Here is a 24,610-nt window from a genome sequence, read left to right as displayed (position 1 = left end):
GGCGCTTTCTGAAAGAAAGCTGCCGAGACCCCGCCTCGGTTGAAATAGAAAGGGCCGCCCGACAGGGCGGCCCTTTTTGCATTCAGGAGTGTGTGCGCTTGTCTGCTCCCTTTGCCAGTGTTGCTTTTTCCGACCTGTCGAGCTTGTCGAGTATAGCGTGCACAGGCTCTCCACGGGCTTTGGCGCGCCGCCATATTTTCTTGCAGGAAGCCGGCGACCAAGGCATCGCGGCGTTGGCGAGCCAGTGACGCAGTGGCGGCGGCAGGGTGTCGTAGGTTTGCATCGGGTCGCGGTTGGATTTGCGCCGACGCAGCGAGGTTGCGCCGAGGTTGCCTGTCATTGGGCTGCTTCCATGCGCCGCCACTGCGGGAAGGGGTCGTCATACTCCGGCAGTGTCTCGACGGAGCTGGCCATATGCTCTGGAACGAGCGCGTCATCGAGCTTTGCTTTAAGCGTGGTCCAATCAATCCCTGCGCCGATGAAAACCAGTTCTTGCCGCCTGTCGCCCCATGGCTCCAGCCAGTGGGCTTGCAGATAGTTGCGCGCGCTTTCGGTGTCGGGCCAGCGCTCTTTGGGCACGGTCGCCCACCAGTTGCCCAGCGGTGTAACAGATGACAAAGCCCCCGCGAGCGAGAACTCGGCGACCCATTCGGGCCTTGTTGAAACCCAGAAGTGCCCCTTGGCACGGATCACCCCGGGAAGCGGGCCATTGAGAAGATCGTGGATTTTCTGCGGAACGAAGGGGCGCTGGGCGCGGTAGACATGAGATGTCACGCCATACTCCTCTGTTTCGGGAATGTGATCGGCAAAGCCATAAAGCTCTTTCGCCCACATCGGGTGCTCATGTGCCTTTTCAAAGTCAAACAGCCCAGTGTTGAGCACCTTGTTTGCGGGAACATCCGAGTGGTTTGTCTCGATGATTTCGGCATCGGCATTGAGGCTGCGAATGATCTTGCGCGCGGCATCAAGTGTTTCGGGCGCGGCGTCGGCGACTTTGTTGAGGATGATCACATCGGCGAATTCGATCTGGTCGGTGAGGAGGTGAACCAGTGTGCGTTCGTCTTCTTCGCCCAGCGTTTCGCCTCGGTCTGCGAGAAAGTCATGGCTGGAATAGTCTTGCAGCAGGTTCACCGCATCGACCACGGTGACCATCGTGTCGAGCCTTGCCACATCGGAGAGGCTTTCGCCCGCTTCATCGGCAAACTCGAATGTGGCCGCGACGGGCAGCGGCTCGGAGATACCAGTGCTCTCGATGAGGAGGTAATCAAACCGTCTTTCATTTGCGAGTTTGCGCACCTCGATGAGAAGGTCGTCGCGCAGGGTGCAGCAGATGCAGCCATTGGACATTTCGACCAGTGCCTCTTCGGTCTGGCTCAGGTTCGCGCCGCCTTCGCGGATGAGGTCTGCGTCAATGTTGACCTCGGACATATCGTTTACGATGACAGCAACGCGGCGGCCCTCGCGATTGTTCAGAACGCGGTTGAGGAGGGTTGTTTTGCCTGAGCCAAGAAAGCCGGACAGGACTGTAACGGGAAGGCGGGCTGCGGTCATCTAGAGGTCTCCGAATGAGTTGGTGTTGTTGATCTGCCAAAACAGTGGAGATGTTGTAATGTTATAATATAACATATGCAAGTGAGGGTGGGAGAAGAGTCTGATTGAGAGGTATGTGAAATAGTGGGAGGGCCGATAGGTGGCATATCAAACGGTTGCCTTCATGCGCCAGGGGCTGCGACTGCCCCAGGAGGGTGGTGCGACTCTGGTTTGGTTCAGGGCCGTGCAACACTCGCGACATTTGTTTATTTCGAAGCGGTGCAGAGACACATGCGCGCGCGCAAGAAAACTCAACTTTACCCCTTGCCCCAAACGCCAACGCCCTGTAATGCACCCAAGTTCGCTGGGCAAACAGCGTGAGGCGGGATTCGGTCCCGCTTTTCATATTTGTCCGGGTTCGACGAGGGCAGGGGGAATGAGCTTCCTGTCGTCCTATCAACCTCAAGCCTGAAAGGGCGAATGATATGCAAAGCCAAAATATCCGCATCCGGCTCAAGGCATTCGACTATCGTGTTCTGGACGCCAGCACACAAGAGATCGTCGCAACTGCCAAGCGCACCGGTGCGCAGGTTCGTGGGCCCATCCCACTGCCAAACAAGATCGAAAAATTCACTGTTCTGCGTGGCCCACACGTGAACAAGAAATCACGCGACCAGTTTGAGATCCGCACACACAAGCGCCTTCTCGACATCGTTGATCCGACACCACAGACCGTAGACGCGCTGATGAAGCTCGACCTTGCGGCCGGTGTTGATGTTCAGATTTCGGTTTAAGGAGAGTATCACATGCGCTCCGGTGTAATCGCAAAGAAAGTGGGCATGACCCGCTTGTTCATGGAAGACGGCAAGCAGATTCCTGTGACCGTTCTTCAACTCGACGCGCTTCAGGTTGTTGACCAGCGCACCGAAGAGCGTGACGGCTATACAGCTGTTCAGCTCGGTGCAGGCACAGCCAAAGCAAAACGCACATCACAAGCGATGCGCGGTCACTTCTCGAAAGCCTCTGTTGAGCCAAAGCGCAAGGTTGCGGAATTCCGCGTCTCTGCGGAGAACCTCATCGCGATTGGCGAAGAGATTTCGGCCGAGCACTATGTGACGGGCCAGAAGGTTGACGTTGCAGGCACATCTATCGGTAAAGGTTTTGCCGGTGCGATGAAGCGCCACAACTTTGGCGGCCTTCGCGCCTCGCACGGTGTCTCTATTTCGCACCGTTCACACGGCTCGACAGGCCAGTGCCAGGACCCAGGCAAAGTCTTCAAAGGTAAGAAGATGGCTGGTCACATGGGTGCTGTCCGCGTCACAACGCAGAACCTTGAAGTTGTCAAAACCGATGCAGGCCGTGGCCTCATCATGGTCAAAGGCGCCGTTCCCGGCTCCAAAGGCGGTTGGGTCACAATCAAGGACGCTGTCAAAAAGAAACTCCCTGAGAACGTGCCATTTCCGGCAGCTCTCAAATCAGCGGCCAAAGCAGCTGCCGTGACCGAAGCTCCGGCTGAAGAAGCGCCTGCGGAAGGTGGTGAAGCATGAAATTTGATGTAATCAAACTCGACGGCGGCAAAGCCGGTTCGGTTGAGCTGTCTGAAGACCTGTTCGGTCTTGAGCCACGCGCCGACATTCTGCACCGCATGGTGCGCTGGCAGCGTAACAACGCCCAAGCCGGCACACATAAGGTAAAGACACGCTCGGAAGTGAGCTATTCCACGAAGAAGATCTACCGCCAAAAAGGCACAGGTGGCGCACGCCACGGTGCGCGCTCGGCGCCTATCTTCCGCGGGGGTGGTGTTTACAAAGGCCCGGTCGTACGCGACCACGGCCACGACCTGACCAAGAAGTTCCGCAAACTCGGCCTGCGCCACGCGCTCAGCGCCAAGATGAAAGCGGGCGAACTGGTTGTGATCGAGGCGGCGGATTCTGCTGGCAAGACTGCCGCTCTGGCCAAACAGGTGAAAGACCTCGGCTGGAAGCGCGCACTCGTCATCGACGGCGCGACAGTGAACGAAGCTTTCGCACAAGCAGCCCGCAACATTGACGGTTTGGACATCCTGCCGACAATGGGCGCAAACGTATACGATATCCTCAAGCGTGATACACTCGTGATCACCAAAGCGGGTATCGAAGCACTGGAGGCTCGACTGAAATGAGCGCGAAGCACGAACACTACGATGTGATCCGCAAGCCGATCATCACCGAAAAAGCAACCATGGCGTCAGAAAACGGCGCAGTTGTTTTCGAAGTGCATATCGACTCGAACAAACCCCAGATCAAGGAAGCTGTTGAAAGCCTCTTTGGTGTGAAGGTGAAAGCGGTCAACACGACAATCACCAAAGGCAAAGTAAAGCGTTTCCGCGGCCAGCTCGGCAAGCGGAAGGACGTGAAGAAAGCCTATGTGACGCTCGAAGAGGGCAACACGATTGACGTGAACACTGGTCTGTAAGGACTGGGTTTAGGTTTTGAGATTGAGAGGCCCCTCGCCAGTGATGGCGGGGGGCTTTTTGTTTGATGTAGGTTCGCGCGCTAAGTAGGGCTTTTTAACAAAAGGTTTTCGCGGTGATAGGCCAAGAAATTGCTTCTACTATCGGGAATAGTGCGTAGTTGAAACTCTGGCTTCAGACCAAAGGCGGCAACAGAATGCGCACTCAAAGCGGAAGAAATGATAATATGACCGTCATGATCGAAGGAAATATAGCCTTGGTCAAAAAGCGCGTCCATATTGGCTGCAAGAAGCAATCCATTGTTTTTGTCGAGCCTATCGGCGTTATTCGTACACTGCGACCAAGGCTTGATATGGGAGGCACGTAGTAGCCCAATTTCCGTTACTCCAGTTAGGGGGCATTTACCCTCGAACTCTTCGATGAGGTCATCACGGAATTTACCTTGTCCAATGCGGGCCTTTTTGAGAACAAGCTTTTCCGTTTCGCTTGCCGACTGTTTTTCGATGCTTTCGATATCATCGATGATCGAAGTGGTAATGCCTCCTAGCAAAACCCCAATAAAGCTGTTGAGTGCCTTGCTGTCTTCAAAGTCAAAAGCGAGACCATAGTGGGTCGTTTTCTTACCTGTGTGCAGACGACTTGGAAATCGGTTCATGTTAGAAAGATGATAGTAACGAGTAGGGACAGTAGTGTGCACACCTGAGATTGTTCTGAATATCCCGACTCTGCTCTGCATCTCTGGATCAACGACCAATGTTTCCCGCTGTGCTTTTCCATCCTTGTTTGGTCCCTTTAGGTAAAGGGTAAGTCCTGTGTGAGAATGCTCATATTCCAGAGTCTTTTTGGTTTCGTGCGTTTTTTCAAAGCTGTGCGCTTTTAGAATTGACTGAATTTCGGTCAGGGTAAGCATTTAGGTAACTCCCAGTAGTGCATATGCTGAAATAGAGAGTGTTTGTACAACACCTTCAAGCTAGTTTTCTGATGTTTCTTGAGCCCCAAGGGCCGGTTAACCGGGCCGCAGGCCCCCGGCCCATCGTCAGGCCGCCCCGTCGGGCTGGCGATTTGGTAAGGCTGGGTGCGCTCTTCTGAGGGCAGAGTGATTTGGCTGGGATAAAGTGCCACGAACGGGGGCGGGATCGCCACCCCACGGCCTGACGATGGGCCTTATGCAATCCCCCAATAAAATAAGCCCACGCCTATAGACACCCCATCAAACCCCTGTTACATCCCACCAATCGCGCAGCCTCAGATTCGTCTGGGGCTCGTGCTTTTTCGCTGGGGACCTTCGGGGCCCTAAAAGACTGGGCAGGGAAACCTGCTCAAAACATAGCGAGGGTAATTCCCTTGTGTCGCTAAACGGAAGACAGAAAGCATGGCACTCAAGTCGTATAAACCGACGACGCCGGGCCAACGTGGGTTGGTGCTGATTGACCGTTCGGAGCTCTGGAAAGGACGCCCCGTCAAAGCCCTCACCGAGGGTCTGACGAAATCGGGTGGCCGGAACAACACCGGACGTATTACATCACGTCGTCGTGGTGGTGGGGCGAAACGCCTTTACCGCGTTGTGGATTTTAAACGCAACAAATTTGATATCGCTGCAACGGTTGAACGGATCGAATATGACCCGAACCGCACGGCGTTTATCGCACTCGTGAAATATGAAGACGGTGAGCAGGCCTATGTGCTTGCACCTCAGCGTCTGGCCGTCGGTGACAAGATCATCGCGTCAGCCAAGGCTGACATCAAGCCAGGCAATGCGATGCCCTTCTCGGGTATGCCGATCGGCACGATCATTCACAACATCGAAATGAAGCCAGGCAAGGGCGGGCAGATTGCACGCGCAGCCGGTACATATGCACAGTTCGTTGGCCGCGATGGTGGCTACGCCCAGATCCGTCTGAGCAGCGGCGAGCTTCGCATGGTGCGTCAGGAATGCATGGCAACAGTTGGTGCGGTGTCTAACCCTGACAACAGCAACCAGAACTTCGGTAAAGCCGGCCGTATGCGCCACAAAGGCAAGCGTCCGTCGGTTCGTGGTGTTGTTATGAACCCGATCGATCACCCACACGGTGGTGGTGAAGGCAGAACATCGGGTGGTCGTCACCCTGTTACGCCTTGGGGTAAGCCAACGAAGGGTGCTCGCACTCGGAACAAGAACAAAGCGTCCAGCAAGCTGATTATCCGCTCGCGGCACGCCAAGAAGAAGGGGCGGTAACATATGTCACGCTCTGTTTGGAAAGGCCCCTTTGTGGATGCTTACGTGCTTAAGAAAGCCGAAGCGACACGCGAGAGCGGCCGTCACGAAGTTATCAAAATCTGGTCGCGCCGCTCGACGATCTTGCCACAGTTTGTTGGCCTGACGTTTGGCGTTTATAACGGCCATAAACACATTCCTGTAAACGTCACAGAAGACATGATCGGTCAGAAGTTTGGTGAGTATTCACCAACGCGCACCTATTATGGCCATGCTGCTGACAAAAAAGCGAAGCGGAAGTAAGCCATGAGCAAGGATAAAAATCCCCGCCGCGTGACCGACAACGAAGCAATGGCAAAACTGCGCATGCTTCGCACCAGCCCGCAAAAACTGAACCTCGTCGCCGCCATGATCCGCGGTAAGAAAGTGGACAAGGCCCTGACGGACCTTACTTTCTCCAAAAAGCGGATCGCGGAAGACGTGAAAAAGTGCCTTCAGTCGGCTATCGCCAATGCTGAAAACAACCACAACCTTGACGTTGACGAACTTGTTGTCGCCGAGGCCTATGTGGGCAAAAACCTTGTGATGAAACGTGGTCGTCCACGGGCTCGCGGCCGTTTTGGTAAGATTATCAAGCCGTATTCAGAGCTCACCATCAAGGTGCGTCAAGTCGAGGAGCAAGCATAATGGGTAACAAAGTAAATCCGATTGGCATGCGCCTGCAGGTGAACCGCACGTGGGACAGCCGCTGGTTTGCGAACACAAAAGACTTTGGTGACCTTCTTCTGGAAGACATCAAAATCCGCGAGTTCATCAACAAAGAGTGCAAGCAAGCGGGTATCGCCCGTGTGATCATCGAACGTCCGCACAAGAAGTGCCGCGTGACGATCCACACAGCACGCCCCGGTGTGATCATCGGCAAGAAAGGCGCGGACATCGAGACGCTCCGCAACAAGATTGCCAAGCTCACAAACAGCGAGCTTCACCTCAACATCGTTGAAGTGCGCAAGCCCGAGATGGACGCTGCCCTCGTAGCCGAGAGCATTGCCCAGCAACTTGAGCGCCGTGTGTCTTTCCGCCGTGCCATGAAGCGCAGCGTTCAGAACGCAATGCGCATGGGCGCACTTGGCATTCGTGTCAACGTGGCTGGCCGTTTGGGCGGCGCGGAAATCGCGCGGACCGAATGGTACCGCGAAGGTCGCGTTCCGCTTCACACTCTGCGTGCGGACATCGACTATGCTCACGCCGAAGGTATGACGGCTTATGGTATCATCGGTATCAAGGTCTGGATCTTCAAAGGCGAGATCATGGAACACGATCCACAGGCTCACGAGCGTCGCGCGCAACAATTCCAAGATGGCCCTGCACCTCGTGGTGCTGGCGGCCGTCGTTAAGGGGGGCTGAGACATGCTTCAACCAAAGCGCACTAAATTCCGCAAACAGCACAAAGGCCGGATTAAAGGCCTTGCGAAAGGCGGCTCTGATCTGAACTTCGGGACATACGGTCTTAAGGCTCTTGAGCCTGAGCGCGTAACAGCCCGCCAGATCGAAGCAGCACGTCGTGCCATGACGCGTCACATGAAACGTCAGGGCCGTGTCTGGATCCGTATTTTTCCAGATGTGCCCGTCACAGCCAAGCCTATCGAAGTTCGGATGGGTAAAGGTAAAGGCTCGGTGGACCGTTGGACTGCCAAAGTTAAGCCTGGCCGTGTGATGTTTGAAATCGACGGTGTGGACGAAGACGTAGCACGCGAAGCACTCCGCCTCGCGGCTATGAAACTTCCGATCAAATCACGCGTCGTCGTTCGCGAAGATTGGTAAGCAGGTCGAAAGCGCGCAAGCGCTTTCGGGCTCGAGCGGTGTAGGCAAAACCGAAGGTTTTGTTCGGGCCGCGCCCCGGTGAGAAAAAGAAACCCCCGTGAGAGTGATCGCGCGGGGGTTTTGCTATTGGGGGGTAAGGTTAAAGCAGGTTGATTTGAGAGCGTGTGGACATGGCTTCGTCCTCAAGACGCTTTGCTGCACCGATGTGCCACATGAGACCAGACTGGCCCTGCGACGCTGCAACGCCGAGGTTGTCGGCGGAAATACGTGCTTTGTCGGCGCTGTCCATGAGCGCGTCGGCCAGTTTGGCGCGGTCTTCGCGGATTTGGCTGACACGGGTGGCATAGGAATCTTGGGTGATTTCTTTAGCGGCTTTTTGTTCTCTCAAGCGGCTCAGTTCCGCGTCTTGGCTGGCTAGAATTTCGGGCAAGCTTTGCTTGATTTCGCCGAGCTTTTTGTTTGCGTCGAGTAGGGTGTTTGACAGATCTTGCTTGGACACTTGCGCCACGCGCGCAGCGACTTTGCGTTTGCCGTTTTGGTGGCCGATAGCGGCACCGGTAACGCCCCCAGCAACGGCTCCAGTCACACATTTTTGCGCGCCGCTGGCGGAGATCAGGCCTAGCCCGCAGCCCACTGCCGCACCGATGGCGGCGCCTTGTCCTGTGGATTTTCTTACCAGTTCATTTGCCATGCTGTTGAGGCTTTTTGCCTGTGCATCGAGCTGTGCAATTTCGGATGTGTGCTCGTTGATGCCGAGCGGAGAGGTTTGGTTCCGCGTGGGCGCTTCATTGACCATACCGCAGCCTGTGAGCGCAGCTATGGCCAGTAGGGAAAAGGATTTGTGTTTAAGAAAGTTCATTGCTTGCAAGTGCCTCTGTCTGTTTCGTTTTTTGAGACAATCACAGGCAAATGTGGCGTAAATCGGGAAATAGGAAACAAAAGGCAAATTGCTTATTGTTTTTCTAGTTTGACGTGTGTTGCGCAGGAGAGGCGCAGCTTAAGGGTATCTTTCCAGGATGCGTCCCGCAGATTTTCTTTGAAAATGGCTACATCGCGCTCAAAGACTCACTTCAAACCCACTTGTAGTTAAAGCTCACCGAGATCCGGTCATCCTCGCACATATTCATCGGCACTTCATGCCTGAGCCAGCTTTCCCAGAGCAGGACATCGCCCACCTTTGGCGCGGCGTAGACGAATGTTTGCGCGTCGCGGCCCGCGGTTTTGAGGCGGGGCGGGGCGGCCATCATGCGGGCGGAGCGGGGATCTTCGAGCTTAAGGGCCGAAGCGCCGTCGGGCATGGCGACATAGGTTGTGCCAGAGATTACCGAGTGCGGGTGAATATGCGAGGAATGCATACCGCCTTCGGGCAGGATGTTGATCCAGAGGTCTTCGAGTTCGAGCTTGCCATCTCCGAGATCAAGCTCCAGCGCCGCAGCAAAGGCTGCCACGTGCAGATCGAGCGATGATATCAGATCGGCAAAGACGGGCGAGCGCCAGCCGAGGTCTGTCAGCGAGGCGTAGGAGGTGTAGCCCGGGTAGCCGTTATCCTCGCACCATTGCTGGCCGGCCTCATCATCATCGGCAATGCCGTAGCAGGAGCTTTCGAGCTCGTCGGCATTGATGGCGGGGCCGTGCTCGGACAGGGCGGCACGGTAGAGGCGGGTCACGAAGAGGGATTCTATATCTGACATGCAGGCGTTGTAATCCAACGGAAATGAAAGAACGAGCATTTTTGACATGCATTAAGGCAAGGGTGTTTTCAGGTGATTAATTGACTATTTAGAGGGAAGACCCGAAGCAGAGGAGAAGAACATGTCAAACGAAACGATTTTGAAGCATCTCAACACCGGCCTTCAGATGGAGCTGACCGCGGCGCATCAGTATCAGTTGCATGCGCATGTGCTCGAGGATTGGGGGCTTGATAAGCTTGCCGAAACCATGCGCGGCGAGTTTGAAGAAGAGCTGGGCCATTCAAGCCGCTTTATGACCCGCATTCTGGAACTGGGCGGTGAGCCGGAAGTGGGATTTGCAGCAACTCCTAAGGCCGCCGCAACCCTCAAGGCGATGTTTGAGGCCGATCTGAAGGATGAAAAAGAGGCGATCGTTTTCTACACGAAGGCCTCCAAGGCGGCCTATGAGGCCGATGATCTTGCCACAAAGGCTCTGTTTGAGGAGATCGCGATTGACGAGGTAGGCCATAGAGGCTGGCTTGAGCTTCAGTTAAGTCTGATCGAGCGGATCGGTGAGCAGCGTTATGCCTCGAAATTTGTGGGTGCAAGCGTGGGCGACGAGGCGTAAGCCGGTTTGCCTCCAGCCGGAGTGCGGCAGGTGTCTTTTCAGGCATTTGCCGCATCTGCAAAAGCTTTCCCGATAGGGCTTGCTATACGAGGGAAAGAGGCCTATACGGCCCACTTCTACCCATGAACTCCACTGGAATCAGGGTGACGCTTTGTGCGGCCCCCCAGTGATGTTGAAAAAGGAAAATACCATGAACGCATCAGACCTGCGTGACAAGTCGGTTGACCAGCTTAAGCAAGAGCTGGAAAACCTCAAGAAAGAAAGCTTCAACCTGCGCTTCCAGTCGGCCACAGGCCAGATGGAAAACACTGCGCGTGTGCGTGAAGTTAAGCGGACAACAGCCCGCGTGCTGACAATCCTCAACGAAAAAGCCGCTCAAGCGGCTGCAGAATAAGGGAGCCTGAGTTATGCCAAAGCGTATCCTCAAGGGCGTTGTGACTTCAAACCAGAACGAACAGACTGTAACGGTTTCTGTTGAACGTCGCTTCACACACCCTGTTCTGAAAAAGACCATCCGTAAGTCCAAGAAGTATCGGGCTCACGATGAGAAGAATACTTACAATGTAGGTGACCAAGTGCGGATCATTGAATGTGCGCCGCGCTCGAAAACGAAACGCTGGGAAGTGCTGGAGGCGTAAGCCTTTAGGACAACCAGTATTAGAAACCCTGGGGATAAGGCCACGCATCGGCCCCCCATAGGTCAGGAGAAACCAAATGATCCAGATGCAAACAAATCTGGATGTTGCTGACAACTCAGGCGCTCGCCGAGTTCAGTGCATCAAGGTTCTGGGTGGTTCCAAGCGTCGTTACGCTTCGGTCGGCGATATTATCGTCGTATCCGTTAAGGAAGCCATTCCACGCGGTCGTGTTAAGAAGGGTGACGTGCGTAAAGCTGTCGTCGTTCGCACGGCCAAGGAAGTTCGTCGCGATGACGGCACTGCAATCCGCTTTGACCGCAACGCAGCCGTAATCCTCAACAACAACAACGAGCCAGTCGGCACCCGTATCTTCGGGCCAGTTGTTCGCGAGCTGCGCGCCAAGAACTTCATGAAAATCATTTCGCTCGCCCCGGAGGTGCTGTGATATGGCTGCCAAGTTGAAAAAAGGTGACAAGGTCGTCATTCTTGCCGGTAAAGACAAAGGCAAGGAAGGCACGATCACGTCTGTTGATCCGAAATCCGGAAAAGCAATTGTTGATGGTGTAAACATGGCGATCCGCCACACCAAGCAAACGCAGACCAGCCAAGGTGGCCGCATCCCCAAAGCGATGCCCATCGAGCTGAGCAATCTGGCATTTCTTGACAAAAACGGCAAAGCGACACGCGTTGGCTTCAAAGTAGAAGGCGACAAGAAAGTGCGTTACGCCAAGACCACGGGGGACGTGATCGATGCTTGATACAGCAACCTACACCCCACGCCTCAAAGAGCTTTATGACACGACAATTCGTGGCGCTCTGAAAGAGGAATTCGGCTATAAGAACGCGATGCAGACACCTGCACTCGACAAAATCGTTCTGAACATCGGCTGTGGCCGTGCCGCCGTGAAAGACAGCAAAAAAGCCAAGTCGGCTGTGGAAGATCTTTCCGCAATCGCGGGCCAGCAGGCTGTTATGACCATCGCGAAAAATTCTATCGCGGGTTTCCGCGTTCGTGAAGGTATGCCAATGGGCGCGAAAGTCACGCTCCGCGGCGCACGTATGTATGAATTCATGGATCGTCTGATCACGATTGCTATGCCCCGCATCCGCGACTTCCGCGGCGTTTCGGGCAAGAGCTTTGACGGCCGCGGCAACTATGCCATGGGCCTCAAAGAGCACATCGTATTCCCCGAGATCAACTTCGACAATGTCGATGAGAACTGGGGCATGGATATCGTTATTGCCACAACCGCAAAAACCGACGCGGAAGCCAAGGCGCTGTTGAAAGCTTTCAACATGCCCTTCAACAGCTGATCCGCGGGAGGACTTAAGACAATGGCTAAGAAATCAATGGTAGCTCGCGAAGTTAAGCGCCAGAAGCTGGTGGAGAAATTCGCCGCTAAACGCGCCGCGCTCAAAGAGATCATCAATGACCAAAGCAAGCCCATGGAAGAGCGTTTCCGCGCTTCTCTTGCGCTTGCAAAACTTCCGCGCAACAGCTCGGCCACACGCTTGCACAACCGTTGCCAGCTGACAGGCCGCCCTCACGCTTACTACCGTAAGCTGAAGGTTTCGCGGATCATGCTTCGGGAACTCGGCTCAAACGGCCAGATCCCCGGCATGGTTAAATCGAGCTGGTAAGGAGAGCATAAGATGAACGATCCTATCGCCGATATGCTCACACGCATCCGTAACTCGCAAATGCGCGGTAAATCCACAGTGATGACCCCTGCATCGAAGTTGCGCGCTTGGGTACTCGATGTGTTGGCTGACGAAGGCTATATCCGTGGTTACGAAAAAATCACGGGCGCCGACGGCCACCCAGCACTTGAAATCAGCCTCAAGTACTACGAGGGCACTCCTGTTATTCGTGAGCTTAAGCGGGTTTCAAAACCTGGTCGCCGCGTTTACATGAGCGCTCAAGACATCCCCGAAGTCCGTCAGGGCCTTGGTGTGTCGATTGTCAGCACGTCCAAGGGCGTGATGTCGGATGCAGCTGCACGCAATGCCAAAGTTGGCGGCGAAGTGCTCTGCACGGTCTTCTAAGGAGGGGCATATGTCTCGTATTGGTAAAAAACCGGTCGCTCTGCCTTCCGGCGTGACCGCGACGATTTCAGGCCAGACTATTGAAGTCAAAGGTCCGAAAGCGACACAGACGTTCACGGCAACCGACGATGTAACACTGACTCTGGAAGAGAACACAGTCAAAGTTACACCGCGCGGGAACTCGAAGCGCGCGCGCCAGCAGTGGGGCATGAGCCGCACTGTTGTGTCCAACATGGTCACAGGCGTCAGCGAAGGCTTCAAGAAAGAACTCGAAATCAACGGTGTTGGTTATCGTGCTTCTATGACGGATGCAAAAACACTCAAGTTGATGCTCGGTCTCAGCCACGACGTAAACTTTGAAGTGCCTGATGGTGTCACGGTAACCTGCCCAAAGCAGACCGAGATCATCATTGAAGGTGATAACGCACAACTCGTTGGTCAGGTCGCGGCAAACATCCGCGAATGGCGCAAGCCCGAGCCCTACAAAGGCAAAGGCATTAAATACAAAGACGAGTATATCTTCCGCAAGGAAGGCAAGAAGAAATAAGGACCGGACAGATGGCAAACAGCAAACGACAACTGTTCCTCAAGCGCCGCATGCGCGTCCGGAACAAACTTCGCAAGGTAAACAGCGGCAAGATGCGCCTGTCTGTTCACCGCTCAAACAAAAACATCAGCGCGCAGCTGATCGACGATGTGAACGGCGTAACAGTCGCTTCGGCATCGACGCTCGAAAAAGCGCTTGGTGTTGTCGGCAAAAACAATGTCGAAGCGGCAACGAAAGTTGGCGCGGCGATTGCCGAGAGAGCAAAAAAAGCAGGCGTGGAAGTAGCATACTTCGACCGCGGCGGCTTCCTCTTTCATGGCAAGGTGAAGGCTCTGGCCGACGCTGCGCGTGAAGGCGGTTTGAAAATCTAAGACTTGTGGGCGGCGCCTGTCGCCGCCCCGATGACTCAGGGGTGCATCTTGTGCCCACTAGGGTTGACACAAACGGCGTTTAGCGCGCCACCAAATGAAGGAAATGCCTCATGGCAGAACGTGAAAACCGTCGTGGCCCACGCCGCGATCGTGACGAGACACCAGAATTCGCAGACCGCTTGGTTGCGATCAACCGTGTTTCAAAAACAGTAAAAGGTGGTAAGCGCTTTGGCTTCGCCGCACTCGTCGTTGTTGGCGACCAAAAGGGCCGCGTTGGCTTTGGCAAAGGTAAAGCCAAGGAAGTGCCTGAAGCGATCCGCAAAGCAACTGAGCAAGCAAAACGCCAGATGATCCGCGTTCCGCTGCGCGAGGGCCGCACGCTGCACCACGATATGGCCGGCCGTCATGGCGCAGGCAAAGTTGTGATGCGCACCGCCCCACAGGGTACAGGTATTATCGCAGGTGGCCCAATGCGTGCCGTTTTCGAAATGCTCGGTGTTCAGGACGTTGTTGCGAAATCAATCGGTTCGCAGAACCCCTACAACATGATCCGCGCCACCATTAACGGTCTGCAAAAAGAGAGCAGCCCACGTATGGTTGCTCAGCGCCGTGGCAAGAAAGTGGCCGACATCCTCAAGAAAGATGATGCCCCTGCCGCCGCCCCCGAAGCCGCAGACGCGTAAGGAGTAAAGACAGATGGCAAAAACAATCATTGTCAAACAGATCGGCTCTCCGATCCGTCGCCCCGAAAAACAGCGTCAGACGCTGATCGGGCTTGGCCTCAACAAAATGCACAAAACCCGCGAGCTGGAAGACACTCCTGCTGTGCGCGGCATGGTCAACAAGATCCCGCATCTTGTAACGATCATTGAAGAAAAGGGCTAAGTGCCCCGCGGGTGGGTCAACACCCACCCTACAGACCTTGAAAGCGCCCTCGGCTGATGCCGGGGGCGTTTTTCTTTGCGCTGTTGGTTGTGCTGGTTAAAATCGCGCGTAAAGGAGAACGCGATGTTGGTTAAGGATTTGGCCGAGGTGCTCGGCAGTGATGATCATGTGGTTGGAGAGGCTTTTGAAAGCAGGCGCATTTTGCTGGCAAAAGACGGGCTCGGGTATTCTTTTCATGACACGGTTGTAAAAGCGGGCTCAAGGCAAGTGCTCGAATATAAAAACCATATCGAAGCGAATTATTGCATCGAGGGGAAGGGAGAGGTCGAGGAGGCTTCAACGGGCAAGCGTTGGCCGCTTAAACCTGGAGTGATGTATGTGCTGGATCGACATGACCGCCACATCATTCATGCAGAGACGGACCTGCGGTTTTTGTGTGTGTTCACGCCTGCACTGACGGGCGAGGAGGTGCATGACGCCAGCGGGAGTTATGCGGCCGGGAGCTGAGAAATGTAAAACGCCCCGAAGTGTGAACCTCGGGGCGTTGGAATGTTTAAGCTGCGTTTGAGCTGCGGCGCTTGCGAGAGCGTTGCGGTTTCCCGCTGCCCGCGTTGGCGGCTGCGCCCGCAGGCTTACCGCTGCTGCGGCCACGGTTGCCACCGCCGCCGCCTTTGCCACCACGGCCACGACCTCCGCCGCCGCCATTGGGGCGTTTCTGGCCTGCTTTGGTTTTTTCAAGCAGGTCTGCCGCCCAAGCCGCCTTGCCCTCAACAGGGATGTCGCGGCCAATGAGCTTCTGGATGTCTTTCAACTCGCCGATCTCTTCGGGGGAGCAATAGGCAATCGCAGCGCCTTCGCGACCCGCGCGGGCGGTGCGCCCGATGCGGTGAACGTAGTTGTCGGCCACATTTGGCAGTTCGTAGTTGTAGACGTGACGCACCAGCGGAATGTCGATGCCGCGCGCGGCAACATCTGTGGCCACGAGGACTTTGACCTTGCCGTCTTTGAAAGCCTTGATCGCGCGTTCGCGCTGGCCCTGGCTTTTGTTGCCGTGGATTGAGTCAGCGGCGAAGCCGGCGGCCTCGAGCTTCTTCTTCAGCTTCTCGCAGCCGTGCTTCGTGCGCCCGAAAACAAGCGCGGCCTCATCTTTGTGCGCGCCGAGGTGCTCGATGAGCAGCTCTGGCTTGCTGGCTTGCGACACGAAGTGAACCGATTGCTCGATCCGCTCGATAGGCTTGCCGGGGGGGGCCGTTTCAACGCGGATCGGGTTTTCCAGATAGGAGTTGGCGATCTCGTTCATGTTTTTGGGCATGGTGGCCGAAAAGAGCATGGTCTGGCGCTCTTTGGGCAGAAGTGTCGCGATGCGGCGCAGTGCGTGGATAAAGCCGAGGTCGAGCATCTGGTCGGCCTCGTCGAGCACGAGGAACTTTGCATCATCAAGGCGCACGGCGCGGCGATCAATCAGATCGAGCAGGCGGCCGGGGGTGGCAACGAGGATGTCAGTGCCGCGTTCAAGCTTGTTGGCCTGCACATTGAGAGAGGCGCCGCCGATGACGAGGTTGATCCGTGTGCCTGTGCCTTTGGCAAAGCCGATCATGGCTTCTTGTATCTGCTTGGCCAGCTCGCGTGTGGGCGCAAGGATCAGACCGCGCACAGATTTGGGTGCAGGTTTGCCTTCCATACGGCCAATAGCTGTGAGGATGGGTAGGGAAAAGGCGGCTGTCTTGCCTGTGCCTGTCTGGGCAAGGCCGAGCACATCGCGACCGTTCATCGCGTGCGGGATGGCTTTTGCCTGAATGGGGGTTGGCTCGGTCAGGCCGAGCTCTTGCAAGTTTGTCGAAAGGCGGGCGGGAAGGCCCAGCATGTCAAAATCCAAAGTGGATATCCTTATAGTGTGGTGCGCAAATGCGCGCGCAAAGGGCGCAGACACCACAAAAGGGGCCACGCGTTACGCTTGGGTGACGCTTTGGGACAGAGAGCAGCCGAATTGCTGACACCCGCCTAAAGCGTGTGACCCCCCGCGTGAGATGGGAACCGTTGGGAAAATTTGCACGCCGATCAGCGCCATGATGCGCGGCCCGCTCACGCGGCGGGCTCGGCTGTGCTGAGAGGCATATGGGGGAAGGGGGGAGAGAAGTCAATGTTTGAAAGTAAGGAAGGGGGTAGCGCGGCGCAAAATGGCTACCTTTTCTTAGCTGATCATGGCTATAAGCCTCTGAGTATATTTCATCATGAGTATTTTGGAGCAGCGATATGAAGTTTGTCTGGAGAGTCCTTGGGATTATTCGACGTTTTACGACAACGCTAGTTTTTCTGGGTATGTTGGGTTTCTTGGTTCTGAGCCACACCGTTGTCGGGGTCGCGCTCTTCACGGCTTCAGTGATTGAGGCTGTCAGCGGCCTTACTAGTACAACAGCAGATGTGTTGAGCAGCAAAGTGGCACTTCAAAAGAAGTATGATGTTGATAGGAAGCAATCTGCCGCGAAGATTGCGCGCCTCGAAACAGACTTGAAAAAAGCGAACGCTGCCAACCAAGTGACGTTTCGCGGCAAGAAGATGACGGCCAAGCAGGCCTCTCTGGAGGTTACCAAGAGTATAAAATCCAGAACAAAGCGGGTTGCCGGCGCCAATCTTGCCAGTGTCGTTGGCGAGAGCATTCCTTTTTATGGCATAGCCGTGATCGTTGGAGCGACCACCTATGAACTTAATTCAGCCTGCGAAAGCATGAAGGATGCGTATGATCTATCCATTGCAATGGACCCCGATGCAGTAGCTGCGGAAGACCGCGACTATGTATGCGGATTGCAGGTCCCAACACAAGAAGAGGCATGGGCGGCGGTGAAAAACTCTCCATCTGCGGCATGGGAACAATCGGTGAAGGCTTATGAAGGAACCGCCACATCTCTTGCCTCACTTGAGATACCCGATTTTTCTGGCGGATGGAGTCGTGCAATGAAATGGTTTTCAAGTTGGTTGGAGTAGGGGCGCGATCCCCATCCCGTCAGAAAGCAGGTAACTCTTGCAACGTGGAACGCCTCTAGGTATACGCCGCGAGTGGCCAATACTGGCTGCAGAATCAAAATCAAGAAACGCCGTGTTCGCCCATTTCCGCTTCGGGGGCGCTTCCGGCAAGGAGAAGCGATATGAAACTTCACGAACTGCGCGACAATCCAGGCGCAACAAAATCCCGCAAACGTATTGGCCGTGGTCCAGGCTCCGGCACTGGTAAGACCGGTGGCCGTGGTATCAAAGGCCAAAAGTCACGTTCAGGTGTGGCGATCAAGGGTTTTGAAGGCGGCCAAATGCCGCTCTACCAACGCTTGCCAAAGCGTGGCTTCAACAAGCCGAACCAGAAGAAATTTGCTGTCGTCAACCTTGGCCTCATCCAGAAGTTTGTGGACGAGAAGAAGCTTGATGCGAAAGCCGCTATCACAGAAGACGCGCTCGTCGCCTGTGGCCTTGTGCGCCGCAAGCTTGACGGTATTCGCGTTCTGGCGAAGGGCGATGTGACTGCCAAGTTGAACCTTGAAGTGACCGGTGCTTCCAAATCGGCGGTTGAGGCCGTTGAAAAAGCTGGTGGCTCACTGAAGGTAACGGTCGCGGCAGCGGCAGAATAAGTGGTTGTGAGGCGCGCCCAAGCGCCTTACATACCCTTTACAAGTTTTCCCAAAACGCCGCCAGTGCTTGGAAAATGCGCTGGCGGCGTTCATGCATAAGAGAGACCCCATGGTATCTGCCGCAGAACAAATGGCCGCCAACACAAGTTGGGGCGCACTGGCGAAAGCCTCTGACCTTCGCTCACGTATCCTTTTCACGCTTGGTTTGCTGATCGTTTACCGCCTTGGCACGTTTATACCGGTGCCCGGTATCGACGGTGCGGCCTTGCGCGAGTTTATGGAGCAGGCAGGGCAGGGCATCGGCGGTATGGTTTCGATGTTCACGGGCGGCGCGCTCGGGCGGATGGGTATTTTTGCCCTCGGTATCATGCCGTATATCTCGGCGTCGATTATTGTGCAGCTTCTCACTTCGATGGTTCCTGCGTTGGAGCAATTGAAGAAAGAGGGTGAGCAAGGCCGTAAGAAGATAAACCAATACACCCGCTACGGCACGGTCGCTTTGGCGACATTGCAGTCTTACGGACTCGCCGTGAGCATCTACAGCGGTGAGCTGGTGCAGCCTGATTTGCCTTATTGGTTCTTTGTCAGCTCCTGCATGGTCACGCTGATTGGCGGCACGATGTTCCTGATGTGGCTCGGTGAGCAGATTACCGCACGCGGCATCGGCAACGGTATTTCGCTTATCATTTTCGTTGGCATCATTGCCGAAGTGCCTGCTGCATTGGCACAGTTCTTTAGCCAAGGCCGTTCAGGCGCGATCAGCCCTGCGGTGATCATCGGGGTGATCCTGATGGTTGTCGGCACGATCATGTTTGTTGTCTTCATGGAGCGTGCACTGCGCAAGATCCATATCCAGTATCCCCGCCGTCAGGTTGGCATGAAAATGTATGACGGTGGCTCAAGCCATTTGCCGGTCAAGGTGAACCCTGCGGGTGTTATCCCTGCGATTTTCGCCAGCTCGCTTTTGCTGCTGCCAACCACGATTGCCACTTTCAGCGCGCAAGGCTCAACAGGCCCGATCATGTCATGGCTTCTGGCCTTCTTTGGCCCAGGCCAGCCGCTTTATCTTTTGTTCTTCGCGGCGATGATCGTGTTCTTCGCATATTTCTATACCTTCAACGTTAGCTTCAAGCCTGATGAAGTTGCGGACAACCTCAAGAACCAGTCAGGCTTCGTGCCTGGTGTGCGCCCCGGCAAGAAAACGGCGGAGTATCTGGAGTATGTGGTTAACCGTGTGCTTGTACTTGGCGCGGCTTACCTTGCGGCAGTTTGTCTCCTTCCTGAGTTTCTGCGTGGTCAATTCACGATTCCGTTCTATTTTGGCGGCACATCGGTGCTGATCGTTGTTTCCGTGACAATGGACACAATCCAGCAAGTGCAAAGCCATTTGCTTGCGCACCAGTATGAGGGTTTGATCGAAAGATCACAGCTTTCTGGCAAGGGTCGGAAGCGCAAACGTAAGGGAACGACACGTAAATGAATATTATTCTTCTGGGACCACCGGGCGCAGGCAAAGGCACACAGGCCAGCATGCTGGTTGACGAGCGTAACATGATTCAGCTCTCCACGGGCGACATGCTGCGCGATGCCAAGACATCCGGAACGGCGATGGGGAAGAAAGTTGCCGAAGTCATGGACCGTGGCGAGCTTGTCACCGACGAGATTGTTATCGGCTTGATCCGTGAAAAGCTCGAGGGCGACAAGAAGGGCGGCTTCATCTTCGACGGCTTCCCGCGTACGCTGGCACAGGCCGATGCTCTTGCGGCTCTTCTTGAAGAGCAGGGTGAAGCGCTGGATGTCGCCATCGAGATGCAGGTGAATGACGACGTGCTTGTCGAGCGCATCTTGGGCCGCGCAGCCGAGGCTGTGGCCGCCGGCGGCACGGCGCGCGCCGATGACAACGAAGAGAGCCTCAAAATCCGCCTGATGGCCTATTACAAGCAAACCTCTCCGCTTATCGGCTATTACTATGCCAAGGGCCAGCTCAAGAGCGTTGACGGGCTGGGCAAGATCGAGGCTGTGAAAGCGGAAATCGCGAAAGCTTTGAAGTAAGCTGGCATGGAACTGCCCAGAGGGGTTGACGCCCCTCTGAAATGCTCCTACCACGCCCTATCTCTTAATAGAGTTTGATTCTTTTTGGGTCGCCCCCAGGTAGAATCATATCACCTCGAATTCAGCTGCGGCCCGAGCAAAAGCTTCGGGCCTACGTTGTGAAAAAAGGGTCTGGAACTACGGACCCGCAACGAAAGGACTACAGACGTATGGCACGTATCGCCGGCGTAAACATCCCGACCAATAAACGGGTCCCGATCGCCCTCACATACATCACAGGCATTGGTAACACCTCTGCCAAAGAAATCTGCGAAGCTGTCGGCATTGATGCCGCGCGTCGCATCAACGAGCTTTCCGACGCCGAAGTTCTGGCTGTTCGCGAGCACATCGATGCGAACTACATGGTTGAAGGTGACCTTCGCCGTGAAGTTTCAATGAACATCAAACGCGCAATGGACCTCGGCTCATACCGTGGCCTGCGTCACCGTCGCAACCTGCCTGTTCGCGGCCAGCGCACGCATACCAATGCGCGCACCCGCAAAGGCCCGGCGAAAGCAATCGCCGGCAAGAAGAAATAAGGGAGGGTTTAATCAATGGCACGTGATACAAAACGCACCAAGCGTAAAGTCTCCAAGAACATCGCCACAGGTGTGGCGCATGTGAATTCTTCATTCAACAATACGAAGATCCTTATCTCTGACGTTCAGGGCAATGCGATTGCATGGTCTTCTTCAGGCACGATGGGTTTTAAAGGCTCACGTAAGTCTACGCCTTATGCGGCGCAGATGGCTGCGGAAGATGCGGGCCGCAAGGCGCAAGAGCACGGCGTGAAAACGCTGGAAGTTGAAGTGCAGGGCCCCGGCTCTGGCCGTGAATCAGCACTTCGTGCGTTGGCGGCTGCGGGCTTTAACATCACATCAATCCGTGATGTTACGCCTATGGCACACAACGGCTGCCGCCCGCCAAAGCGCCGTCGGGTTTAAGCTTAAGTATACTCTTGGGGCTGTGCGTGTCGCGCGGCCCCATCACGTCATTTTAGCCTCGGGCGCGTGTGTCTTACGGACATGGGACAACACGCAGGAATGGAGGGACGCATGATCCATAAAAATTGGCAAGAACTGATCAAGCCTACGCAGCTTGAAGTTAAGCCGGGCAATGATCCGACACGTCAGGCCACATTGACCGCCGAGCCGCTTGAGCGCGGCTTTGGCCTCACACTTGGCAACGCACTGCGCCGTATTCTGATGAGCTCGCTGCAAGGCGCGGCCATCACGTCGGTTCAGATCGACAACGTTTTGCACGAGTTCTCAAGTGTTGCCGGTGTGCGTGAAGACGTGACCGACATCGTCTTGAACCTCAAAGGCGTGGCTGTTCGCATGGATGTGGAGGGGCCAAAGCGCCTTTCGATCAATGCAAAAGGCCCAGGTGTTGTCACCGCTGGTGATATTTCCGACAGCGCGGGCATCGAAGTTCTCAACCGTGATCATGTGATCTGCCACCTTGATGAAGGCGCGGATGTTTACATGGAGCTGACTGTCAACACTGGCAAAGGCTACGTTGCGGCAGACAAGAACAAGCCCGAAGATGCGCCCATCGGCCTTATGCCGATTGATGCGATCTTCTCGCCTGTCAAGCGCGTGAGCTACGATGTGCAGCCTACACGTGAAGGTCAGGTTCTGGACTATGACAAACTCACGATGAAGATCGAAACAGACGGCTCGGTAACGCCTGATGACGCGATGGCTTATGCTGCGCGCATCCTGCAAGACCAGCTTTCTATCTTCGTGAACTTCGATGAGCCTGAGGCTGCTGGCCGTCAGGAAGAAGACGATGGTCTCGAGTTCAACCCGCTTCTCTTGAAGAAAGTGGACGAGCTGGAACTGTCTGTTCGTTCGGCAAACTGCCTGAAGAACGACAACATCGTTTACATCGGCGATCTGATCCAGAAAACCGAAGCCGAAATGCTGCGCACGCCAAACTTTGGCCGCAAGTCGCTTAACGAGATCAAGGAAGTGCTTTCGGGCATGGGCTTGCACCTCGGCATGGACGTAGAGGACTGGCCACCAGACAATATCGAAGATCTGGCGAAGAAATTCGAAGACGCCTTTTAAGAATTAGTAGGGTGCGCACTGGTTGCGCACCTTGCTCATACCCGGGCACACCGCCCCAAGGAGAGTGGCTGACACGCATCGGTCACCAGACAAAGCAAAATCGCTCGTAGAGAGCACACTTAGGAGAAGAACTATGCGTCACGCACGTGGATACCGCCGCCTCAACCGCACACATGAGCACCGCAAGGCGCTCTGGGCAAACATGGCCGGCTCGCTCATCGAACATGAGCAAATCAAGACAACTCTGCCAAAAGCAAAAGAACTGCGCCCGATCGTTGAAAAACTGATCACGCTGGGCAAACGCGGCGACCTGCACGCCCGCCGTCAAGCCGCAAGCCAGCTTAAGCAAGACGCTTATGTTGCGAAACTTTTCGAAATTCTTGGCCCACGCTACAAAGACCGTCAAGGCGGCTATGTGCGCATCATGAAAGCGGGCTTCCGCTATGGTGACATGGCGCCAATGGCGATCATCGAATTTGTGGACCGCGACGTTAACGCCAAAGGCGCTAACGACAAAGCCCGTCTGGCCGCCGAAGAAGCTGCCGACGAATAAGACATTCCGTCTAGGGACAGTTTGAAAAGCCTCGCCTCACGGCGGGGCTTTTTTCTTGTGTGCTTGCAATCTGGCCCTGCGCTCCGCATATCATGGGGCAAGAAGGAGCCTGACAATGCTGCGAATAGTTGTGACGATCCTTGCGCTTGTAGTTTCGCCTGTTCACGCTGAAACACGAGTGCCTGCGAACCAGACCGAGATCAACCTCGGTTTCGCGCCGCTCGTAAAAGCAGCCGCGCCCGCTGTGGTGAATATTTATGTGAAGCGTGTGGTGCAAACCCGCGCCAGCCCGTTTCAGGGAGACCCGCTCTTTGAAGAGATGTTCCGGGATTTTGGCAAACTGCGCCCGCGAGTGCAAAATTCGCTTGGCTCCGGAGTGATACTGTCTGCCGATGGCTATGTGGTGTCCAACTATCATGTGGTGGGTGAGGCGACGGACATTCGTGTGGTGCTGAACGACCGCCGTGAATTTGCTGCGCAGGTTGTGCTGGCGGATGAGGAGAGCGATCTGGCGCTGCTTCAGCTTGAGGGCGCGAAAGATATGCCGCATCTCACCCTGCGCGACAGTGACACTGTGGAGGTGGGCGAGCTTGTGCTGGCGATTGGCAACCCGTTTGGTGTCGGACAAACCGTGAGTTCGGGGATTGTCTCGGGGCTGGCGCGCTCCGGTGGGGCGATGGGCTCGGCGCGAGGCTACTTCATCCAGACAGACGCGCCGATTAATCCCGGTAATTCGGGTGGCGCGCTGATTGATGTTAACGGGGATTTAATAGGCGTAAACACTCGCATTGTGAGCCGCTCGGGAGGCTCGAACGGGATCGGATTTGCCATTCCTGCGCAGCTTGTGAGCGCGTTTATGGATCAGGCCGAAGCGGGAAACAGCCGCTTTGAGAGACCATGGGCGGGGATCAACGGACAGGTTGTGGATGCTGATATCGCCGAGAGCATCGGCTTGTCTCTGCCGGGTGGAATTATGATCACTGAGATACATCGCGAGAGTCCGTTTTTCGAGGCGGGGCTTGAGGCCGGAGATGTTATTCTGTCGGTGGGCGAGCAGTTTGTGAACACTCCTTCCGAGATGATTTTCAGGATGAGTGTTGCCGGAATTGGCAATGAGATTGATGTTATGTTCTTCCGCGAGCAGGAGATGGAGACGCGCTCTGTCACTTTGAAGGCCGCTCCTGATGCGCCGTCACGTATGGCGCTGACAACGGGCACTGATACGCCCATGCCTGCGGTTGTGCTGATAAACATTAACCCCAGCGTTTTGGCCGAGTATGGCTTACCGCTGTCTTCTAACGGTGTGGTTGTGGCGGATACAGGGCCATATGGTGCGCGCGCTGGTCTGCGCGCGGGGGATGTGATCACCGAGATCAACGGCGCGCGGGTTTCGGACACGGGCGAGGCGCAGCGTAAATTGAAAGCGTCCGGACGTTGGCTCAGTCTTTTGATCGAGCGGGGCGGGAAACCGCTTCAGCTCAAATTCAGGCTCTGA

Annotated in this window: 37 protein-coding genes; 31 read left to right on the top strand and 6 right to left on the bottom strand. The window is 55.4% G+C overall.

Annotated features, from left to right (window positions below):
• Nucleotides 1-82 precede the first annotated feature (82 nt).
• Both OE750_RS16710 and OE750_RS16705 read right to left on the bottom strand, forming a co-directional pair.
• Complete coding sequence (locus tag OE750_RS16710) at nt 83-340, bottom strand: DUF6525 family protein (RefSeq protein WP_263765447.1); 258 nt, start codon at nt 338-340, stop codon at nt 83-85.
• Complete coding sequence (locus OE750_RS16705) at nt 337-1,551, bottom strand: GTP-binding protein (protein WP_263765446.1); 1,215 nt, start codon at nt 1,549-1,551, stop codon at nt 337-339. The genes OE750_RS16710 and OE750_RS16705 overlap by 4 nt, the downstream gene beginning before the upstream one ends.
• A gap of 464 nt (nt 1,552-2,015) precedes the next feature.
• On the opposite strand from OE750_RS16705, the gene rpsJ reads away from it, so the two are divergent.
• The 4 genes from rpsJ to OE750_RS16685 are packed head-to-tail and all read left to right on the top strand — an operon-like array spanning nt 2,016 to nt 3,984.
• A complete protein-coding gene (gene rpsJ, locus OE750_RS16700) occupies nt 2,016-2,324 on the top strand; it encodes a 30S ribosomal protein S10 (protein ID WP_089887356.1) in 309 nt (102 codons plus the stop codon).
• 12 nt (nt 2,325-2,336) lie between these two features.
• Entirely contained in the window at nt 2,337-3,077 is a 741-nt protein-coding gene (gene rplC, locus OE750_RS16695; protein WP_263765445.1) for a 50S ribosomal protein L3, read from the top strand.
• A complete protein-coding gene (gene rplD, locus OE750_RS16690; protein ID WP_263765444.1) occupies nt 3,074-3,691 on the top strand; it encodes a 50S ribosomal protein L4 in 618 nt (205 codons plus the stop codon). Before rplC ends, rplD begins: the two co-directional genes overlap by 4 nt.
• On the top strand, nt 3,688-3,984 hold the full coding sequence (locus OE750_RS16685; RefSeq protein ID WP_263765443.1) for a 50S ribosomal protein L23: 297 nt from the start codon (nt 3,688-3,690) through the stop codon (nt 3,982-3,984). Before rplD ends, OE750_RS16685 begins: the two co-directional genes overlap by 4 nt.
• An 80-nt stretch (nt 3,985-4,064) precedes the next feature.
• On the opposite strand, the gene OE750_RS16680 is transcribed toward OE750_RS16685, so the two are convergent.
• On the bottom strand, nt 4,065-4,892 hold the full coding sequence (locus tag OE750_RS16680) for an HNH endonuclease (protein WP_263765442.1): 828 nt from the start codon (nt 4,890-4,892) through the stop codon (nt 4,065-4,067).
• 462 nt (nt 4,893-5,354) lie between these two features.
• Between OE750_RS16680 and rplB the strand changes: the two genes are divergently transcribed.
• Genes rplB through rplP form a run of 5 tightly spaced genes read left to right on the top strand, consistent with a single transcriptional unit; the run spans nt 5,355 to nt 7,997 of the window.
• Nucleotides 5,355-6,197 (top strand): 50S ribosomal protein L2, encoded by an 843-nt coding sequence (gene rplB, locus OE750_RS16675; RefSeq protein ID WP_263765441.1) that lies wholly within the window; start codon nt 5,355-5,357, stop codon nt 6,195-6,197.
• A 3-nt stretch (nt 6,198-6,200) separates the two neighbouring features.
• On the top strand, nt 6,201-6,479 hold the full coding sequence (gene rpsS / locus OE750_RS16670; RefSeq protein ID WP_263765440.1) for a 30S ribosomal protein S19: 279 nt from the start codon (nt 6,201-6,203) through the stop codon (nt 6,477-6,479).
• A gap of 3 nt (nt 6,480-6,482) precedes the next feature.
• The gene (gene rplV, locus OE750_RS16665; protein WP_263765439.1) at nt 6,483-6,863 is read left to right on the top strand and encodes a 50S ribosomal protein L22; all 381 of its coding nucleotides are present in this window, start codon (nt 6,483-6,485) and stop codon (nt 6,861-6,863) included.
• The gene (gene rpsC, locus OE750_RS16660; protein WP_263765438.1) at nt 6,863-7,570 is read left to right on the top strand and encodes a 30S ribosomal protein S3; all 708 of its coding nucleotides are present in this window, start codon (nt 6,863-6,865) and stop codon (nt 7,568-7,570) included. Before rplV ends, rpsC begins: the two co-directional genes overlap by 1 nt.
• Before the next feature lie 13 nt (nt 7,571-7,583).
• Nucleotides 7,584-7,997, top strand: coding sequence for a 50S ribosomal protein L16 (gene rplP, locus OE750_RS16655; RefSeq protein ID WP_263765437.1), 414 nt, complete (start codon nt 7,584-7,586; stop codon nt 7,995-7,997).
• 139 nt (nt 7,998-8,136) lie between these two features.
• On the opposite strand, the gene OE750_RS16650 is transcribed toward rplP, so the two are convergent.
• Together OE750_RS16650 and OE750_RS16645 are read right to left on the bottom strand one after the other, a co-directional pair.
• Entirely contained in the window at nt 8,137-8,856 is a 720-nt protein-coding gene (locus OE750_RS16650; RefSeq protein ID WP_263765436.1) for a glycine zipper family protein, read from the bottom strand.
• A 211-nt stretch (nt 8,857-9,067) separates the two neighbouring features.
• Nucleotides 9,068-9,688: a TIGR02466 family protein gene (locus OE750_RS16645; protein ID WP_263765453.1), complete on the bottom strand. Its 621-nt coding sequence runs from the start codon at nt 9,686-9,688 to the stop codon at nt 9,068-9,070.
• A 121-nt stretch (nt 9,689-9,809) separates the two neighbouring features.
• On the opposite strand from OE750_RS16645, the gene OE750_RS16640 reads away from it, so the two are divergent.
• From OE750_RS16640 to OE750_RS16580, 13 genes are all read left to right on the top strand, one after another.
• Complete coding sequence (locus OE750_RS16640) at nt 9,810-10,295, top strand: bacterioferritin (protein WP_263765435.1); 486 nt, start codon at nt 9,810-9,812, stop codon at nt 10,293-10,295.
• A 190-nt stretch (nt 10,296-10,485) separates the two neighbouring features.
• Nucleotides 10,486-10,689: a 50S ribosomal protein L29 gene (rpmC, locus tag OE750_RS16635; protein WP_263765434.1), complete on the top strand. Its 204-nt coding sequence runs from the start codon at nt 10,486-10,488 to the stop codon at nt 10,687-10,689.
• Between the two features lie 13 nt (nt 10,690-10,702).
• Complete coding sequence (gene rpsQ, locus OE750_RS16630; protein WP_263765433.1) at nt 10,703-10,933, top strand: 30S ribosomal protein S17; 231 nt, start codon at nt 10,703-10,705, stop codon at nt 10,931-10,933.
• Nucleotides 10,934-11,009: 76 nt separating this feature from the next.
• Nucleotides 11,010-11,378, top strand: a complete 369-nt coding sequence (rplN, locus tag OE750_RS16625; protein ID WP_089887383.1) for a 50S ribosomal protein L14 — start codon at nt 11,010-11,012, stop codon at nt 11,376-11,378.
• A 1-nt stretch (nt 11,379) separates the two neighbouring features.
• Nucleotides 11,380-11,691 carry a 50S ribosomal protein L24 gene (gene rplX, locus OE750_RS16620; protein WP_263765432.1) on the top strand — a complete coding sequence of 104 codons (312 nt, stop codon included), beginning with the start codon at nt 11,380-11,382 and terminating at the stop codon, nt 11,689-11,691.
• Nucleotides 11,684-12,247, top strand: a complete 564-nt coding sequence (rplE, locus tag OE750_RS16615; RefSeq protein WP_263765431.1) for a 50S ribosomal protein L5 — start codon at nt 11,684-11,686, stop codon at nt 12,245-12,247. The genes rplX and rplE overlap by 8 nt, the downstream gene beginning before the upstream one ends.
• Nucleotides 12,248-12,268: 21 nt before the next feature.
• The gene (gene rpsN, locus OE750_RS16610; protein WP_263765430.1) at nt 12,269-12,574 is read left to right on the top strand and encodes a 30S ribosomal protein S14; all 306 of its coding nucleotides are present in this window, start codon (nt 12,269-12,271) and stop codon (nt 12,572-12,574) included.
• A 12-nt stretch (nt 12,575-12,586) separates the two neighbouring features.
• The gene (gene rpsH, locus OE750_RS16605) at nt 12,587-12,979 is read left to right on the top strand and encodes a 30S ribosomal protein S8 (protein ID WP_263765429.1); all 393 of its coding nucleotides are present in this window, start codon (nt 12,587-12,589) and stop codon (nt 12,977-12,979) included.
• Nucleotides 12,980-12,989: 10 nt separating this feature from the next.
• Complete coding sequence (gene rplF, locus OE750_RS16600) at nt 12,990-13,526, top strand: 50S ribosomal protein L6 (protein WP_263765428.1); 537 nt, start codon at nt 12,990-12,992, stop codon at nt 13,524-13,526.
• Nucleotides 13,527-13,537: 11 nt separating this feature from the next.
• Complete coding sequence (gene rplR, locus OE750_RS16595) at nt 13,538-13,897, top strand: 50S ribosomal protein L18 (protein WP_263765427.1); 360 nt, start codon at nt 13,538-13,540, stop codon at nt 13,895-13,897.
• A gap of 110 nt (nt 13,898-14,007) precedes the next feature.
• Complete coding sequence (rpsE, locus tag OE750_RS16590; RefSeq protein ID WP_263765426.1) at nt 14,008-14,580, top strand: 30S ribosomal protein S5; 573 nt, start codon at nt 14,008-14,010, stop codon at nt 14,578-14,580.
• Between the two features lie 13 nt (nt 14,581-14,593).
• Nucleotides 14,594-14,782 carry a 50S ribosomal protein L30 gene (gene rpmD / locus OE750_RS16585; protein ID WP_263765425.1) on the top strand — a complete coding sequence of 63 codons (189 nt, stop codon included), beginning with the start codon at nt 14,594-14,596 and terminating at the stop codon, nt 14,780-14,782.
• Between the two features lie 123 nt (nt 14,783-14,905).
• Nucleotides 14,906-15,289 (top strand): ectoine synthase, encoded by a 384-nt coding sequence (locus tag OE750_RS16580; RefSeq protein WP_263765424.1) that lies wholly within the window; start codon nt 14,906-14,908, stop codon nt 15,287-15,289.
• A gap of 46 nt (nt 15,290-15,335) precedes the next feature.
• Here the strand turns inward: OE750_RS16580 and OE750_RS16575 are convergent, their stop codons facing one another.
• The gene (locus tag OE750_RS16575; RefSeq protein ID WP_263765423.1) at nt 15,336-16,658 is read right to left on the bottom strand and encodes a DEAD/DEAH box helicase; all 1,323 of its coding nucleotides are present in this window, start codon (nt 16,656-16,658) and stop codon (nt 15,336-15,338) included.
• Nucleotides 16,659-17,035: 377 nt separating this feature from the next.
• Between OE750_RS16575 and OE750_RS16570 the strand changes: the two genes are divergently transcribed.
• The 9 genes from OE750_RS16570 (at nt 17,036) to OE750_RS16530 (ending at nt 24,610) form a co-directional block, all read left to right on the top strand.
• Entirely contained in the window at nt 17,036-17,764 is a 729-nt protein-coding gene (locus tag OE750_RS16570) for a hypothetical protein (protein ID WP_263765422.1), read from the top strand.
• A gap of 161 nt (nt 17,765-17,925) precedes the next feature.
• Nucleotides 17,926-18,399, top strand: coding sequence for a 50S ribosomal protein L15 (gene rplO, locus OE750_RS16565; protein ID WP_263765421.1), 474 nt, complete (start codon nt 17,926-17,928; stop codon nt 18,397-18,399).
• Nucleotides 18,400-18,508: 109 nt separating this feature from the next.
• On the top strand, nt 18,509-19,879 hold the full coding sequence (secY, locus tag OE750_RS16560; RefSeq protein ID WP_263765452.1) for a preprotein translocase subunit SecY: 1,371 nt from the start codon (nt 18,509-18,511) through the stop codon (nt 19,877-19,879).
• Nucleotides 19,876-20,451: an adenylate kinase gene (locus OE750_RS16555; RefSeq protein ID WP_263765420.1), complete on the top strand. Its 576-nt coding sequence runs from the start codon at nt 19,876-19,878 to the stop codon at nt 20,449-20,451. The genes secY and OE750_RS16555 overlap by 4 nt, the downstream gene beginning before the upstream one ends.
• 209 nt (nt 20,452-20,660) lie before the next feature.
• The gene (gene rpsM, locus OE750_RS16550) at nt 20,661-21,029 is read left to right on the top strand and encodes a 30S ribosomal protein S13 (protein WP_263765419.1); all 369 of its coding nucleotides are present in this window, start codon (nt 20,661-20,663) and stop codon (nt 21,027-21,029) included.
• A 15-nt stretch (nt 21,030-21,044) separates the two neighbouring features.
• A complete protein-coding gene (rpsK, locus tag OE750_RS16545) occupies nt 21,045-21,434 on the top strand; it encodes a 30S ribosomal protein S11 (RefSeq protein WP_263765418.1) in 390 nt (129 codons plus the stop codon).
• Nucleotides 21,435-21,545: 111 nt separating this feature from the next.
• Complete coding sequence (locus OE750_RS16540) at nt 21,546-22,562, top strand: DNA-directed RNA polymerase subunit alpha (protein WP_263765417.1); 1,017 nt, start codon at nt 21,546-21,548, stop codon at nt 22,560-22,562.
• 133 nt (nt 22,563-22,695) lie between these two features.
• Nucleotides 22,696-23,115, top strand: coding sequence for a 50S ribosomal protein L17 (rplQ, locus tag OE750_RS16535; protein WP_263765416.1), 420 nt, complete (start codon nt 22,696-22,698; stop codon nt 23,113-23,115).
• Nucleotides 23,116-23,230: 115 nt separating this feature from the next.
• Entirely contained in the window at nt 23,231-24,610 is a 1,380-nt protein-coding gene (locus OE750_RS16530) for a trypsin-like peptidase domain-containing protein (RefSeq protein ID WP_263765415.1), read from the top strand.

The organism is Lentibacter sp. XHP0401, from assembly GCF_025751535.1.
Taxonomy (GTDB): Bacteria; Pseudomonadota; Alphaproteobacteria; order Rhodobacterales; family Rhodobacteraceae; genus Lentibacter.
Note: the sequence above shows the minus strand (reverse complement) of the source record. Positions and strands in the feature narration are given on the sequence as shown.

Excerpts from the sequence above, each read along its gene's own strand:
- OE750_RS16710 (WP_263765447.1), bottom strand. The coding sequence starts at position 340 with ATGACAGGCAACCTCGGCGCAACCTCGCTGCGTCGGCGCAAATCCAAC.
- OE750_RS16705 (WP_263765446.1), bottom strand. The coding sequence starts at position 1,551 with ATGACCGCAGCCCGCCTTCCCGTTACAGTCCTGTCCGGCTTTCTTGGC.
- rpsJ (WP_089887356.1), top strand. The coding sequence starts at position 2,016 with ATGCAAAGCCAAAATATCCGCATCCGGCTCAAGGCATTCGACTATCGT.
- rplC (WP_263765445.1), top strand. The coding sequence starts at position 2,337 with ATGCGCTCCGGTGTAATCGCAAAGAAAGTGGGCATGACCCGCTTGTTC.
- rplD (WP_263765444.1), top strand. The coding sequence starts at position 3,074 with ATGAAATTTGATGTAATCAAACTCGACGGCGGCAAAGCCGGTTCGGTT.
- OE750_RS16685 (WP_263765443.1), top strand. The coding sequence starts at position 3,688 with ATGAGCGCGAAGCACGAACACTACGATGTGATCCGCAAGCCGATCATC.
- OE750_RS16680 (WP_263765442.1), bottom strand. The coding sequence starts at position 4,892 with ATGCTTACCCTGACCGAAATTCAGTCAATTCTAAAAGCGCACAGCTTT.
- rplB (WP_263765441.1), top strand. The coding sequence starts at position 5,355 with ATGGCACTCAAGTCGTATAAACCGACGACGCCGGGCCAACGTGGGTTG.
- rpsS (WP_263765440.1), top strand. The coding sequence starts at position 6,201 with ATGTCACGCTCTGTTTGGAAAGGCCCCTTTGTGGATGCTTACGTGCTT.
- rplV (WP_263765439.1), top strand. The coding sequence starts at position 6,483 with ATGAGCAAGGATAAAAATCCCCGCCGCGTGACCGACAACGAAGCAATG.
- rpsC (WP_263765438.1), top strand. The coding sequence starts at position 6,863 with ATGGGTAACAAAGTAAATCCGATTGGCATGCGCCTGCAGGTGAACCGC.
- rplP (WP_263765437.1), top strand. The coding sequence starts at position 7,584 with ATGCTTCAACCAAAGCGCACTAAATTCCGCAAACAGCACAAAGGCCGG.
- OE750_RS16650 (WP_263765436.1), bottom strand. The coding sequence starts at position 8,856 with ATGAACTTTCTTAAACACAAATCCTTTTCCCTACTGGCCATAGCTGCG.
- OE750_RS16645 (WP_263765453.1), bottom strand. The coding sequence starts at position 9,688 with ATGTCAGATATAGAATCCCTCTTCGTGACCCGCCTCTACCGTGCCGCC.
- OE750_RS16640 (WP_263765435.1), top strand. The coding sequence starts at position 9,810 with ATGTCAAACGAAACGATTTTGAAGCATCTCAACACCGGCCTTCAGATG.
- rpmC (WP_263765434.1), top strand. The coding sequence starts at position 10,486 with ATGAACGCATCAGACCTGCGTGACAAGTCGGTTGACCAGCTTAAGCAA.
- rpsQ (WP_263765433.1), top strand. The coding sequence starts at position 10,703 with ATGCCAAAGCGTATCCTCAAGGGCGTTGTGACTTCAAACCAGAACGAA.
- rplN (WP_089887383.1), top strand. The coding sequence starts at position 11,010 with ATGATCCAGATGCAAACAAATCTGGATGTTGCTGACAACTCAGGCGCT.
- rplX (WP_263765432.1), top strand. The coding sequence starts at position 11,380 with ATGGCTGCCAAGTTGAAAAAAGGTGACAAGGTCGTCATTCTTGCCGGT.
- rplE (WP_263765431.1), top strand. The coding sequence starts at position 11,684 with ATGCTTGATACAGCAACCTACACCCCACGCCTCAAAGAGCTTTATGAC.
- rpsN (WP_263765430.1), top strand. The coding sequence starts at position 12,269 with ATGGCTAAGAAATCAATGGTAGCTCGCGAAGTTAAGCGCCAGAAGCTG.
- rpsH (WP_263765429.1), top strand. The coding sequence starts at position 12,587 with ATGAACGATCCTATCGCCGATATGCTCACACGCATCCGTAACTCGCAA.
- rplF (WP_263765428.1), top strand. The coding sequence starts at position 12,990 with ATGTCTCGTATTGGTAAAAAACCGGTCGCTCTGCCTTCCGGCGTGACC.
- rplR (WP_263765427.1), top strand. The coding sequence starts at position 13,538 with ATGGCAAACAGCAAACGACAACTGTTCCTCAAGCGCCGCATGCGCGTC.
- rpsE (WP_263765426.1), top strand. The coding sequence starts at position 14,008 with ATGGCAGAACGTGAAAACCGTCGTGGCCCACGCCGCGATCGTGACGAG.
- rpmD (WP_263765425.1), top strand. The coding sequence starts at position 14,594 with ATGGCAAAAACAATCATTGTCAAACAGATCGGCTCTCCGATCCGTCGC.
- OE750_RS16580 (WP_263765424.1), top strand. The coding sequence starts at position 14,906 with ATGTTGGTTAAGGATTTGGCCGAGGTGCTCGGCAGTGATGATCATGTG.
- OE750_RS16570 (WP_263765422.1), top strand. The coding sequence starts at position 17,036 with ATGAAGTTTGTCTGGAGAGTCCTTGGGATTATTCGACGTTTTACGACA.
- rplO (WP_263765421.1), top strand. The coding sequence starts at position 17,926 with ATGAAACTTCACGAACTGCGCGACAATCCAGGCGCAACAAAATCCCGC.
- secY (WP_263765452.1), top strand. The coding sequence starts at position 18,509 with ATGGTATCTGCCGCAGAACAAATGGCCGCCAACACAAGTTGGGGCGCA.
- OE750_RS16555 (WP_263765420.1), top strand. The coding sequence starts at position 19,876 with ATGAATATTATTCTTCTGGGACCACCGGGCGCAGGCAAAGGCACACAG.
- rpsM (WP_263765419.1), top strand. The coding sequence starts at position 20,661 with ATGGCACGTATCGCCGGCGTAAACATCCCGACCAATAAACGGGTCCCG.
- rpsK (WP_263765418.1), top strand. The coding sequence starts at position 21,045 with ATGGCACGTGATACAAAACGCACCAAGCGTAAAGTCTCCAAGAACATC.
- OE750_RS16540 (WP_263765417.1), top strand. The coding sequence starts at position 21,546 with ATGATCCATAAAAATTGGCAAGAACTGATCAAGCCTACGCAGCTTGAA.
- rplQ (WP_263765416.1), top strand. The coding sequence starts at position 22,696 with ATGCGTCACGCACGTGGATACCGCCGCCTCAACCGCACACATGAGCAC.
- OE750_RS16530 (WP_263765415.1), top strand. The coding sequence starts at position 23,231 with ATGCTGCGAATAGTTGTGACGATCCTTGCGCTTGTAGTTTCGCCTGTT.